General features: G+C 55.7%; 11 protein-coding genes. All 11 read right to left on the bottom strand.

Annotated features, from left to right (window positions below):
- Nucleotides 1-23: 23 nt before the first annotated feature.
- The 11 genes from PSAB_RS02020 to PSAB_RS01970 all read right to left on the bottom strand — a co-directional run bounded on the left by PSAB_RS02020 (nt 24) and on the right by PSAB_RS01970 (nt 12,463).
- On the bottom strand, nt 24-1,334 hold the full coding sequence (locus PSAB_RS02020) for an aspartate aminotransferase family protein (protein WP_025332922.1): 1,311 nt from the start codon (nt 1,332-1,334) through the stop codon (nt 24-26).
- Nucleotides 1,335-1,617: 283 nt separating this feature from the next.
- Complete coding sequence (locus tag PSAB_RS02015) at nt 1,618-3,555, bottom strand: peptidase U32 family protein (RefSeq protein WP_025332921.1); 1,938 nt, start codon at nt 3,553-3,555, stop codon at nt 1,618-1,620.
- 40 nt (nt 3,556-3,595) lie between these two features.
- On the bottom strand, nt 3,596-4,387 hold the full coding sequence (locus tag PSAB_RS02010) for an energy-coupling factor transporter transmembrane component T family protein (RefSeq protein WP_025332920.1): 792 nt from the start codon (nt 4,385-4,387) through the stop codon (nt 3,596-3,598).
- Entirely contained in the window at nt 4,380-5,276 is an 897-nt protein-coding gene (locus tag PSAB_RS02005; protein WP_025332919.1) for an ATP-binding cassette domain-containing protein, read from the bottom strand. Before PSAB_RS02005 ends, PSAB_RS02010 begins: the two co-directional genes overlap by 8 nt.
- Complete coding sequence (locus PSAB_RS02000) at nt 5,252-6,118, bottom strand: ATP-binding cassette domain-containing protein (RefSeq protein WP_025332918.1); 867 nt, start codon at nt 6,116-6,118, stop codon at nt 5,252-5,254. Before PSAB_RS02000 ends, PSAB_RS02005 begins: the two co-directional genes overlap by 25 nt.
- A 32-nt stretch (nt 6,119-6,150) precedes the next feature.
- Nucleotides 6,151-6,702: a Gx transporter family protein gene (locus tag PSAB_RS01995; protein WP_025332917.1), complete on the bottom strand. Its 552-nt coding sequence runs from the start codon at nt 6,700-6,702 to the stop codon at nt 6,151-6,153.
- Nucleotides 6,686-7,063: a NusG domain II-containing protein gene (locus tag PSAB_RS01990; protein ID WP_025332916.1), complete on the bottom strand. Its 378-nt coding sequence runs from the start codon at nt 7,061-7,063 to the stop codon at nt 6,686-6,688. The genes PSAB_RS01995 and PSAB_RS01990 overlap by 17 nt, the downstream gene beginning before the upstream one ends.
- Before the next feature lie 148 nt (nt 7,064-7,211).
- Nucleotides 7,212-8,645 (bottom strand): HD-GYP domain-containing protein, encoded by a 1,434-nt coding sequence (locus PSAB_RS01985; protein WP_338045063.1) that lies wholly within the window; start codon nt 8,643-8,645, stop codon nt 7,212-7,214.
- Nucleotides 8,646-9,209: 564 nt separating this feature from the next.
- On the bottom strand, nt 9,210-10,163 hold the full coding sequence (locus tag PSAB_RS01980) for an alpha/beta hydrolase (RefSeq protein WP_038595480.1): 954 nt from the start codon (nt 10,161-10,163) through the stop codon (nt 9,210-9,212).
- Between the two features lie 682 nt (nt 10,164-10,845).
- On the bottom strand, nt 10,846-11,349 hold the full coding sequence (locus tag PSAB_RS01975) for a PTS sugar transporter subunit IIA (protein WP_025332913.1): 504 nt from the start codon (nt 11,347-11,349) through the stop codon (nt 10,846-10,848).
- Between the two features lie 121 nt (nt 11,350-11,470).
- Entirely contained in the window at nt 11,471-12,463 is a 993-nt protein-coding gene (locus tag PSAB_RS01970) for a carbohydrate kinase family protein (protein WP_025332912.1), read from the bottom strand.
- Between the last annotated feature and the right edge of the window lie 12 nt (nt 12,464-12,475).

Raw genomic sequence — 12,475 nt, 5'->3', positions numbered from 1 at the left:
GTAGCTTCCAAAGGCCGGCCTGCCTACACGTCCGCCGAAGGCGCCGCTTCGGCCAGAATGCGGGCCAGTGTCCCGTCCAGCGCCTGAAGCAGCCCGCCGATATCTTCTTCGGTGATAACGAGCGGCGGCTGGAAGGCCAGGACATTTCGGCCCACTCCGTTCTTGCCGATCAAATATCCCCGGTCTTTCATTTCTTCGAGCACTTCATCCGTCAAGGCCGCGTTTTCCGCCGCTCCGCCGGCGCGCAGCTCGGCGCCCAGCATAAGGCCCGCTCCCCGCACATCGGCGATTGTGCCCGGATAACTGCGCTGAAGGTCCAGAAGCCCTTCCCTCAGCTTCGCGCCCAGCCGCTCCGCCCGCTCGGGGAGCCGCTCCGCCTCGATGTAGTCGAGCACGGCCAGCGCCGTGGCCGCCGATACCGGATTTCCGCCGAAGGTGGAGGCGGACGGCGTGTTCAGGGAACGGGCGATGTCGTCATTGGTCGCAAAGGCCGCTACCGGCACGCCGTTGCCGAGCGCCTTCGCCATCGTGATGATGTCCGGCACTACGCCGAAATGCTCCATGGCGAACATGGTGCCCGTGCGCCCGAAGCCGGTCTGAATCTCGTCGGCAATCAGCAGGACGCCGTACTGATCAAGCAGCGTCTTGACCGAGCGGAAGTACGATAGCTCCGGCAGGATCATCCCGCCGTTGCCCTGAATCGGCTCGGCGATCATGGCGGCAATCGTATCTCCCTTCTCTTCAAGCACTTTTTTCAAATCCTCAAGAGACCGCTCCGCCGCCTGCGCTGGCGTCAGCTCCGGGTCATAGGGACGCCGGATAAAGGTGACATCCTCGTCCAGATATTTATCGGTCCGCCACATGGACAGCCCTGTTACGCTCATTGTCAGATTGGTCCGGCCGTGCAGCCCGCTCTCCAGCGCAATAAATCCTTTACGGCCGGTATGAAGCCGTGCCAGCAGCATCGCTCCCTCGTTGGCCTCGGAGCCGCTGTTCACGAAGAACGTGCGTCTAAGCTCGCCGGGAAGAACCTTCTCCAGCCGCTCCGCCAGATCGACGTTCGGCTGGGTCAGATAGATGGTCGTCGTATGCTGCAGCTGCTGCAGCTGGTGAATGGTCCGCTCCGTAATCGCCGGATTGCAGTGGCCGCAGGCGACCACCGACACCCCGGCGAAGAAATCGGTGTATTTTTTCCCGTTCTCGTCATATACATGCTGCATTGATCCGCGCACAAGCTGCGGCGAATTCCGGTAAAAGTGCTGTGTACAAGGATAAAAATATTGCTTACGCTTGGCCGCGACGGCCTCTCTCCCGATGATTTCCTTCTCGTTCATGCCTTCTAGTCCCCCTTTTCTGAGAGTTTCGTCCGCCCGTCTTTCTTCTACGATACTATATACGATGAACTTTAAAAAATGACATCAGGGTAAGGAGTAACGAAGGGGAAGTTTGGAACTGTAGGAGCGATAGCGATCGCCTTTGTCTTCGGATTTCATCCGCGAAGAGCGGGTTAAATCGAGAAATCTGAAGACAACAGCGGCCGGAAGTCCAAACGTTCCTCGTAGTTACGACTGATATCTGATGAGAAAATCTTAAGTTCAGCTTATATATATTTAAAATTTAATTGAATTGCAGCGATCCGAGCGTATAGCCCGCATAGACAGGCTCCAGGCTCTCTGCCGCTTCTTCTCCGGTACCGGAAATGCCGCTTATGGCGTTCCGATAGGCATTCAGGATTGCGCTCAGCTGCTCCGGCGTATAGGTCGCGCCCTCGATGCGGAAGCAGGAGATGCCTGCCGCATTCAGCTCACTGAGCACCGGCAAATAGCACAGCTCTTTGGAGAACAGCAGATGGCAGCGTCCATGCTGGTCGCGGTACACCGGATTTTCCCCTTTATCGGTCATCAAGACAAGCACATCATTGCTTACATAACGGTTGTCTTCCTCGCCGATCGGCTCCATCACTTCGGTATTTTCGTATAAATCATGCTCCATATACATCAGCGCCGGCGAACCGTGCACCACCATTTCCAGCGGCAGGTCGCAGCGGGAGGCAAAGGACGCAAAATGCTCCAGCGTCATCTCGGGCGATACACTGATCCGCTTAAGTCCCAGCCCTGCGTACAGCCCGGCGGAGAGCGTGTTGTAAATGTTGAGGCTGGCGTCTCCGATCAGCGGATAACCGGTTCCGTTATAGCGGCGGATGGCGCCAAGATTCGTAACGAGCAGACCGTCGATCGGGAGACGTTCCCCATGAATGAGCAGCTGGTCGTATTGGTCAAAATGCAGCTCCGTCATCATTCGAGGCAGTCCCAGAATCAGCTTCGTCTTCCCTTTGATCGAGCCCAGCTCCATTACGTCACGCTTGGTGAACGGACGGTCGGGCTCGTAGACATCGCCGGACAGATACAGATGCTCCACCCCTGCTTCCAGGGCGGCCTTGGCCTGCGCCATGTTGTTGACGCGTACCGCCAGCTCGGGGTTCGTCCGCGCGCGGTCTTGGTTCCCCTCCGCCGCCAGCCGTTCCCGGAGCTGCTCCACGCGCTCTTCGGACAGTTCGCGCTCCGCAGTCGGCGTGCTGAACACCTTGCCTGTGCTGTAGAACTTGCCGGTCCCTTCAAACCGCCGGTTAATGTTCCGGAGTCCCGGCTTGCCGAAGGCGTAAGCGGTGGAGAAATCACGCTTGCGGTTATTGTACAGCAGCTTCGAATCCACCGTGCGGTCAAACCCGACAGGATCGTCGATATACCGGTCGATCGCCTCGCCGTAGCTGTTGACGAGCATCACCATGAAATCCTTGTCGCGCATGCGGCCTTCGATTTTGAACGAGGTGATTCCCGATTCGATCAGCTCCGGCAGATTCTCATACATGAACATATCCTTAACCGCGAGCGGGTATTCCGCCGGGAAGATGTAGCCGTCTTTTTTAATCCGGTAATCCCAGCGGCACGGCTTCATGCATTTGCCCCGGTTACTGCTCATCCCGAACACATGGGAGCTGTAATAGCAGTTCGCACCGTGGACGGAGCACATATCGCCGTGGACGAAATACTCCAGCTCCATTCCGCTTGCTGATCCCAGCAGCTTCGCCGTCTGCAGATCCATCTCCCGCGAGGTGACGACGCGGCTTACGCCAAGCTCGCGCAGCGCGTGGATCATCTCCAGATTATGTACATTCATCATAACTGAAGCATGGATGGGCAGCGTAAGTCCCATTTCCCGGATCAGCCCCAGAACCGCCATATCCTGTACGATCAGCGCGTCCGGCTGGATACTCTCCAGATAAGTGAGATATTCACGGGCTTCCCGGGTCTCCTCTTCGCTGAACAGGTTGTTGACGGTAATGTACACCTTTTTGCCAAGGCCGTGGGCGATGTCGAGCGCCTGTGCAATCTCCTCCAGAGATAGATTGTAGCCCTTTCGCATCATTCTCATATTCAGCACGGGGCCGCCAAGATAGACCGCATCGCAGCGGGACTTCACAACCTCTTTAAAAATGTCAAAGGTGCCGGCCGGAGCCAGCAGTTCAATTTCTCTCCCATTAAAATAACGCGTCATTCGTGTTCCTCCTTATGTGACTCCCCCGGTGATTTTCCAGTTACAGGATAGCGGCGGCAAGGCCTGCCAGAATAAATATAGCGATAAAAAAAGAATCCGCCCGGCCCCATTTCAGGCGGTGATACCGCGAACGGGGGGCATCCATCCGGAATCCCCGGGCTTCCATGGAATAGACCAGATCCTGAGCCCGCCGGAACGCTCCGGCAATGACCGGAACGAGCAGCGTCACCAGCATCCGCCCTTTCTCCTTAAGCGGCAGCTCGCTTAAATCGGCTCCGCGCGAAGCCTGCGCCTTCAGCACAATTTCCGACTCGTCCAGAATCGTCGGAATGAACCGCAGGGCGAGACTGATCATCAGCGTAAAGCGGGCCGGTGAAAGCCCGATAAAGCGGAGCGGCGACAAGATCCCTTCAAGGCCCTGGTTCAACCGGGCCGGCGTGGTCGTAAAGGTCAGCAGTGCGGTAAAGGCGACCAGCAGAAACGTGCGGATCGCCGCGAACGCGCCAAGCCTCAGGCCATCCTCGTAAAGGGAGAAGGAGCCGACGGTCACCAGGACCGCTCCTTCCTTGACCGTCAGCAGCTGGACGATAAGAATAAACAGCATTAAATATCGAAGCGGCTTGGCCGCCATTACATAATATTTGAGCGGAATCCGGGTGGACGCCGCCACCGCCACCGAGATCGCTGCGATCAGCGCCATGGCCGGCCAGGACCGGGACAGCAAAATGGCGGCGGAGTACAGCAGCATGCCGGCGAGTTTCGACCGGGGGTCCAGCTTATGGACCCAAGAGCCGGTCTCAATGCTTCTGCCGAGCAGCAAACGCTCATTCATAGCCGGCCCCCTGTTCGCCAGCCCGGCCGGAATTGCCGCTTCGACGCGACGCAATTAGCTCGGCCAAGCCTTCCGGCGTCAACCGCGGCTCTTCGCCCTCAAGGCCCAGCCGGTCGGCAACAGCCCGCCAGTAGCGCAGCGAGTCTGGCACCGCCAGCCCGCAGCGCGTCAGCAAAGACGGGTCCGCCGCCAGCTCCCGGATGCCGCCCTGAAAGGCGGTCCGGCCCTGGTCCAGCATGATCCAGCGGTCGGCATGGGGCAGCAGCTCATCCATCCGGTGCGTGACGATAATCACCGTCCGCCCGCGCTCCCGGCAGAGGCGCGTGAGCAGCCCGATCAGCTCTCTGCGGCTGACCGGGTCCAGCGAGGCTGTCGGCTCGTCCAGCACAATAATCTCGGGATCGGCCGCCAGCACCGAGGCGATAGCCGCCTTGCGCATTTGCCCGCCGCTCAGGCGGAACGGATTCCGTTCCAGCAGCGCAAGGTCCAGCCCCATATCGAGCATTGCCTGACGCGCGCGCTCCCGCGCCTCATCCGGGCTCATGCCGAAGTTGAGCGGACCGAAGCACAGATCCTTCTCCACCGTCTCGGCGAACATCTGCTGCTCCGGGAATTGGAAGACCAGCCCGACGCGCCGCCTGAGCGGCAGCAGCTTGGGCGGCTTCTCTCCGGCCCGGAGCGTAATATCGAGAACCGACACCGTTCCCTCTGTCGGCTTTAGAATCCCGTTGAACAGCTGAAGCAGCGTTGATTTGCCGGACCCGGTGGCTCCGGCAATGCCGACCATCGTCCCTTGGGGAAGCTCAAAATCGATTCCATGCAGCGCCGCCTGCCGCCACAGACTCTGCTGCGAATACGTATAGCTTACTTGCTGGAGTTGAATGGCCATAGTGTTTCGATAAGCTCCTTTTCACTGGCGGGTACGCCGATCGTAATTCCCCGGGCCTCAAGCTCGCGGCTGAGCTCCCAGGCGTACGGCGCATGCAGGCGGCACGCTTCCAGCAGCCCCGGGCTGCTGAACAGCTCGGCCGGCGTCATATCCCCCGCCAGCCCGCCCCCGCACAGCGCGAGCACACGCTCCGAGGCCATGATTTCATCGGCGTCATGCGTAATCATCAGAATGGTGTAGTCTTCGGCATGCATGTCCCGCAATATGTCCAGCAGCCCGTTCCGGCTCTCTTCGTCCAACATGGAAGAGGCCTCGTCAAAGATGACGACGCCCGGCTCCATCGCCAGAATGGAGACAATCGCTACCCGCTGCTTCTGTCCTCCGGACAGCTCCCCGGGGTGCTTGGCCAGCAGCCCGGTAATCCCGAGCTTGCCGGCATAGAGCCGCAGGCGGCGGTCCATCTCCTCCCTGGACAAACAAAGGCCTTCCAGACCGAACAGAATATCCTCCTCGACCGTTTCCCCGACGAACTGGTTATCCGGGTTCTGGAAGACCATGCCGATTTTCCGGCGGATATTTAAGATGGTGTCTTCGCTCAGCCTCTCGCCGCACACGGTAATTTCCCCGGCGCTTTTGGGAAGCAGCGCATTCAGCAGCTTCGCCAGCGTCGACTTCCCCGAGCCGCTCTCTCCCACCAGGCTGACCCATTGCCCCTGTGGGATGCTCAGCGAGATCCCGTGCAGAATCGGCTGCGCCGGATCATAGCCGAACGACACGTCCTCCAGCACGATGGCGTCAGGGGCTTGCCCTGCGGAATGGCATTTTCCGTCCAATTCCTTCATGTTGTTCACCCTCCCTGCGGCTGCGACGGCGCTTAGCGCAAAAATTCCTCGAACAGCGATATTTTGGACAATGAGGACACCAGATAGCGGACCGCATAGCCGACCGCGATACCGGTGACAATTCCGGTTACGAGCAGGATTGGTAAGTAATACAGAATACTGGAGGTGCCCATGACGATCGACGCCGCCGCCAGCTGTCCGATATTATGGGCGATGCTGCCCGCAATGCTGACCCCGATCAGACTCAGCCGATTGCGCCCTCCCTTCATTAGAAGGAACATGACCGCAAAGCTGAGGAGCGAGCCGAACAAGCTGAACAGCAGGCTGGAGAACGTACCGAGAATAAAAGCAGTGAGAAGCGTTTTCAGGATAACAAGCATAAAGGCGTCCCGTCCGCGCAAAAAATAAATGCAGGTCAAAATCATAATGTTGGCAAAGCCCAGCTTCGCCCCCGGCATCAGCCCCATCGCCGATAAAGGAATTTGGGCCTCCACGATGCCCAGCACGACGGCCACCGCAGAAAAAATCGCGATAATGACCGTCTTCTTCAGCGCCTGGGTCGATTCGCTACCTGACAATCCCATCTATTTCGTCCTCCCCTGTCTGATTAGCGATTTCCACCAGAACCCTGTGCGGCAGACAGACAATCGTCTGTTTGGGCCGGGAAATAAATCCAAACCCCAGACATACCTTGTCAGGGCAATCCGCATCATACATCTCTATGCCGTAATCATGGACTTTAAGGATGTTATAGCCGCGTTCCGTCCGGATATCAATGGTCTGTTCTTCTTTGGTCAGCTTTACGGTACGGTAATGCTTGCCGTCCACCGTAATATTGGCTACCAACTCGTTCTCCTTGGCATCGTTACCGAAATAACGGGGGACAAGAAAAGCGAGCGCAGCGATCAATACGACGGCGACGAGCAGCACATCTGCGCGTTTCATAAAATTCTCCCTTATTTTTTAATTAAATAATAACCAGACTTATTAATTATAACGGTCTGTTCTAAATCCTTCAATGAAAGCGAAAGTTTGGTTGCCCGATTTCGGGCGGACTTCACAAAATATATATTTATCGTCCAAGAAAAGAGGGTTATCCGGTTTTTTCTGGATAACCCGCGCCTATTGAGCCGCAAATTTTACCGAAATAGGACAGAAATAACGCTGCAAGCTCCGGGTCCCACTGGGTCCCTCTTCCCTTCTCCAATATGCCCAGCGCCTGCTCATGGGCCATGCCTTGGCGGTAAGGACGGTCCGAGGTCATCGCATCATACGCGTCGGCAACCGCGATAATCCGGCCAAACAGCGGGATACCTTCACCGCTCAAACCGTCAGGGTACCCTTTTCCGTCATAGCGTTCATGATGCGAGCGCACACCGCCGAGGTAGGGCGCCATTTTCTCCTGCGGCTCTATCTGGCCCAGAATATTCACGCCCAGTACGGGATGGCTCTTAATCTGGTCAAACTCCTCGTCCGTAAGCTTCCCTTCCTTGAACAGCACGCTGTCCTGCACGCCAATTTTTCCGATGTCATGCAGCAGAGCGCTTTTGTGGAGGTTGTCCAGCTCCTGTCCCCGCATCCCTGCGAGCCTCCCGATAATGACGGAATATTCCGCCACGCGAACCGAATGACCGGCTGTGTACGAGTCTCTGGCGTCCAGCGCCACCGCGAGCGTTGTGAACAGGCTGTCCAGCATCTGCCGGTTCTGGCGCTCCCGGACCTCAAGGCCCTTGGTCATCATGTTGAATCCCGCCACCAGCCGGGAGAACTCATCCGAATAATGGTTCTGCATCTGCAGCAGGCTGCCGTCCTTGACTTCATTCATCGCCGCGTACAACTGCTGGATAGGCCGCTGAACGCTCCGCGTAAGGAGAAGAGCCGCGATCATGGAAAAAAGTATGCCGAGCAGAACGACCAGGCCCGCCCACGCCCAATAGGTGCGCATCGACGTTCCGCTGAGACTGCCCAGCCGCACCTGAGTCATCACGCTGAATAAAAAAAGCGGAAAGGTTCCAATCAGCGTACAGCTGATCAGAAATTTGGGGCCGATAGATACATGGCTGTGCTCTTCCAACGAGAAATCGGCCTCATGCTTTGCCAGCGCCTCCTCCCGAAAGTGCCGCAGCAGAACGGGAATGGACGCTTCGGTCAGAAAAAATTCGATCAGCGCGTGCATGCTCGTAATTAATACCGCTCCGATTATGCCAAAGACAATATAGGAATAAGGGAGATGGAGCAGTCCCGAATGAATCATCCAGGCTGCAGCAAGGCTCGACGGAACCGACAGACCAAGCATGTGAGGACCGAAAATACGCTTGACCGCCAGCATCGGCAGCCGGTGCGTCCGCAAATAGGCGCTCCTCAGCGTATCAAGCGAAGGTTCCTTTTCGGCAAAAGCGTGGCGGATGGGCTCGATATGTTTGTTGAACTGCCTCAGTTCGGCCAATACCATAATGACAAACGAAAAGCATAGATTAAGGATCAGCCGGCCGTACTCGTCCCAGCCGATTTCAAGCGTGGAGCCCATTAGCAGGCCGCCTCCCGCTATGACGGCTACCCCGGAACCCAATAAATAATGGAGGATCTGCTTATTTAAGAAAGATTTATATATATTCATTTCTCCTCCATTTTCCTTTTTTTCTCACTATGCCGCTTGCATTTCGGTTTACAATGCATTAAACTATAGTAATATTTGATTTTCCCCATATGAAAAATTCGTTAAAAAAGGATCGCACAGGAGCAACTTACTGTGTTTATCGGTTTCTTTTATTGAAAATTTTACATTTTCTTATGCGACTCTTCCTTATTTATGAGACGATATTCAAGCTGTTATTTTCCGACTCACACTGGCGCGGTCATTGGAGCCGCAAGGGCAAAAGAGAGGTAGGGCTTTTGTCGTTTTGGATGCAGAATCTATTATCGCCATACGGCTGCTGGAAATAGACGAGGAGTAAGAAGCCCGTTGCTCACGAACGGCGGGAGGATTAAATATAATGCACGGAAGCGCCGCTGCCCCTTACGGACATCGCCGTTTCCGTCAACATACAAGCGCCCGGTAACCGCTGTTTGCGGATACCGGGCGCGTCCATTTTTAGGGCAAAGCCTTAGTATATAGGCCGATAAAGCCGGCGATCCGGCGGATATACTCCGCCTTATCCCTGTCGTAGGACGTTCCGTGACCGGCGCCTTCCATCGCCAGCCGTTCCTTGCGACTGCCGCAGGCCTCATACAGCTCGTCCAACATGTAAAAAGGAACGAAGGTGTCGGCGTCCCCGTGGATAAATAAAATCGGCACCTTCGCGCTTCGCACCTGCCGCAGCGCGGAGGCTTCGCGGAAGGAATAGCCGGCCTTGATGCGCGACACCAGGCTAGCGCTCTGCAGAAAGGGAAAGCTTGGCAGCCGGTACATCCTCCGCAGCTGGTAAGACAGCTCGGCGGCGACCGAGGTGTAGGCGCAGTCGGCGACGATTGCCTTGACCTGCGGCGGCAGCTCCTCCCCCGAGGTCATCAGCACCGTCGCTCCGCCCATCGATACGCCGTGCAGCACGATCTGCGCCTCCGGCCCCGTCTCCTCGATGACGCGCTGAATCCAGCGCACATAATCGCGCCGATCATGCCAGCCAAAGCCGATATAACCGCCTTCGCTTTCCCCATGCCCTCTGGCGTCGGGAATGAGAACATTGAAGCCGAGCACGTCGTGATATATTTTGGCGTATGCCCCCATGTCCTTTCCCTTGCCCGAATAGCCGTGGGCCACAATCGCGGTCCGCCCTTCCGCGCGGTCCGAAGCAATCCAGTATCCCCGCAGCTTCAAGCCGTCGTCCGATACCAGCTCTATATTCCGGATGGTCTGGCCGGCTATCCACTGCTGCCCTTCTCCCCAGGAGGCCCCCGCCACGGGCGGATCGCTCCTCAGATCAGGATTATTGCTCATGAATACTTTCGGGGCGCGCATAACGCCCACCTTGTAAAAATAAAGCCCGGCATAGGCTACGCCGGCGGCGCAAACGAGAATTACAGCAATCGCAATCAGCAGCCACAGCATAAAAGTTCACCCGGCCTTCCCCAAAGATTCTTCGTAAACGCCATTTTCAGGCGCGGCTCCAAATTTTTCCGTTTTTCTAAAGCTACGTGAGCAGTATAGCATGATCCCGGGCCTTGCATCTAATTTGGCGAAAAGGCAGCCTTTAGCGAGGGGTATCGCCGCTCTTAAAGACCGGAGTTTTTTCCCACGCAAAAAAAGCCGCCGTCATCCCCCGGGCAGCCCTTCGCAATTGGCCTCTATTTTCAATTTTCGCCCATTACCGAAAACGGTCAGTTACAGTACATGCAGCCAGCCAATCAGGGACATCCACAAAGGAACACTGAACATAACGCCATACACCAATCCGCGACGGAAGTTTCCTTCTGCTCTCATCTTTCATTCCTCATTCCCAAATCAATATTTTAAATTTTTAATTCATGAATTTAATATAGATCAACTCAAGACATAACGTTGTGAATTTTATCACAATTGGCCTTTTTATTTAAAATTTTTATTGTTTTTTTCGAAAAAAATCCGGCTTTTAAAAAAAACCGGCCCTGCCGTGGGAGTCGGTAGGGCCGTAAAGAATATATTCACAAAACACTGGGGGGTGTTTGGTAAATTCAATATACACCCCGAACCTGAAAATAACCTGACCAAAAGCTGAAAAATACCTTAAATTTCCCTTTGAAGCTGAATTTTTTTACCCGTTCTTCAGCAAAACCCGGATAAAAGGCTCCTTCTTTCGAAAGGCCGAATCCCCGTTGAATTCTACGCTTTCGACCCGATCCTGACCGCCAGGTATAATAATCGGGGTAACCGGCGACAGCCCCGCCCTTACAATCGTCTCCAGATCGAACTCAAGCAGCGGCTGCCCGGTCTTCACTTTATCGCCGGCGGCCACGCGGGGAAAGAAGCCTTCACCCTTTAACGATACGGTTTCGATGCCGACGTGAATCAATATCTGAAATCCCGCTTCATGCTCAAGCAGCAGGGCGTGCTTGCTCTTCTCCATAACATGGGCCACCGTCCCCGGACATGGCGCCGTTACCAATCCTTCCGAGGGCAGGATAGCTCCTCCGCCCCCCATCGAGCCGTCTGAAAATGCAAGGTCCGGCACGTCCTTCAGCGGCAGCAGCTTTCCCTTTACCGGGGCCATTAGTCCGATGAGCGAGGCGTCTTTCTTTTTTCTTGTGAATCCAAACATGTCACAGCCTCCCGAGTTCTGTCCTAAGAAGAGTTTACCCGGAAAATAGGTTCGGTTCATAGTTCATTTGGTAAAAAAACGCGGCCCCCCAACCACTGGAGAACCGCGTTATTATCAAAGCTTAAACTTCAATGGTCGAGTCGGCTTGCGAAGCAAAGCGCTCAACCTCTTCCAGCGTAGGCAGTGCAGCGATTGCGCCCACTTTGGTGCAGACGATCGCTCCGACGCGGTTGGCAAGCGTCACAAATTTCTGAAGCTGCTCAAAGTCTTGAGCGAATTCCTTCGGCTGCTCAAGTCCGCTGATCTGGAACAGAACCGCTCCGATAAAAGCGTCTCCCGCCCCGGTGGAATCGATGGATTTTACCTTGATGCTGTCGATCAGAGTTCTGGTGGCGCCGGTCGAAATCAGTGTTCCCTCTTTTCCAAGGGTAACGGCTACCGTCTTGGCTCCCCAGCCATGCAAAATGTCCAGCGCAGACTCACGGTCAGACTCCCCGCTTACGATTTTCAATTCATCCTCGCTCAGTTTAACGAAATCGGCTTTCTGGATGCCTTGCTTGGAAAGGCTGATAAACTCCTCTTCGCTGCCCTTCCACAGGTCGCCCCGGTAGTTCGGGTCAAAGGAGATAAATTGCCCGTTCTCCTTCGCTTCATCCATCAAATCCAGATAAGTCTGTTTGAAAGGATCATTCAATAATGCCGTTGCGGAGCCAAAATGAACGATGGATGCCTGTTTGATCTGCTCTTTGTCCAGATCTTCCGGAGTCACCAGTCTGTCTGCGCCGCGGTTGAACACAAAGTCGCGCTCCCCGTTGCCTTGCAGTGAAACAAAGGCCAGCGTTGTCGGCGTTCCCTGTTCGAACAACAACATGGAAGTGTCGACACGTTCCTGATCCAGCGTCTGCTTTAGGAACTTGCCGAAAGGATCGTCCCCGACCTTGCCCAGGAAGGATGCATTCCCTCCAAGCTTGGCGATCGCCGCGCTGACATTGGCCGGAGCCCCGCCTGCCTGCTTCGAGAAATGCTGTCCGTCAACAAGATTGACATCCACATCCGTGCAGAAAAAATCGATTAACAACTCACCAACGCAAAGTACCGTTCCATAATTCTTCATTTGATCACCTCA

The sequence above is a fragment of the Paenibacillus sabinae T27 genome (assembly GCF_000612505.1).
GTDB lineage: Bacteria > Bacillota > Bacilli > Paenibacillales > Paenibacillaceae > Paenibacillus_AQ > Paenibacillus_AQ sabinae.
Note: the sequence above shows the minus strand (reverse complement) of the source record. Positions and strands in the feature narration are given on the sequence as shown.

What these genes read in the sequence shown, in the direction of transcription:
- PSAB_RS02005 (WP_025332919.1), bottom strand. Translation starts at nt 5,276, where the DNA reads ATGGCCATTCAACTCCAGCAAGTAAGCTATACGTATTCGCAGCAGAGT.
- PSAB_RS01990 (WP_025332916.1), bottom strand. Translation starts at nt 7,063, where the DNA reads ATGAAACGCGCAGATGTGCTGCTCGTCGCCGTCGTATTGATCGCTGCG.
- PSAB_RS01970 (WP_025332912.1), bottom strand. Translation starts at nt 12,463, where the DNA reads ATGAAGAATTATGGAACGGTACTTTGCGTTGGTGAGTTGTTAATCGAT.
- PSAB_RS02020 (WP_025332922.1), bottom strand. Translation starts at nt 1,334, where the DNA reads ATGAACGAGAAGGAAATCATCGGGAGAGAGGCCGTCGCGGCCAAGCGT.
- PSAB_RS01985 (WP_338045063.1), bottom strand. Translation starts at nt 8,645, where the DNA reads ATGGGCTCCACGCTTGAAATCGGCTGGGACGAGTACGGCCGGCTGATC.
- PSAB_RS02015 (WP_025332921.1), bottom strand. Translation starts at nt 3,555, where the DNA reads ATGACGCGTTATTTTAATGGGAGAGAAATTGAACTGCTGGCTCCGGCC.
- PSAB_RS01975 (WP_025332913.1), bottom strand. Translation starts at nt 11,349, where the DNA reads ATGTTTGGATTCACAAGAAAAAAGAAAGACGCCTCGCTCATCGGACTA.
- PSAB_RS02000 (WP_025332918.1), bottom strand. Translation starts at nt 6,118, where the DNA reads ATGAAGGAATTGGACGGAAAATGCCATTCCGCAGGGCAAGCCCCTGAC.
- PSAB_RS01995 (WP_025332917.1), bottom strand. Translation starts at nt 6,702, where the DNA reads ATGGGATTGTCAGGTAGCGAATCGACCCAGGCGCTGAAGAAGACGGTC.
- PSAB_RS01980 (WP_038595480.1), bottom strand. Translation starts at nt 10,163, where the DNA reads ATGCTGTGGCTGCTGATTGCGATTGCTGTAATTCTCGTTTGCGCCGCC.
- PSAB_RS02010 (WP_025332920.1), bottom strand. Translation starts at nt 4,387, where the DNA reads ATGAATGAGCGTTTGCTGCTCGGCAGAAGCATTGAGACCGGCTCTTGG.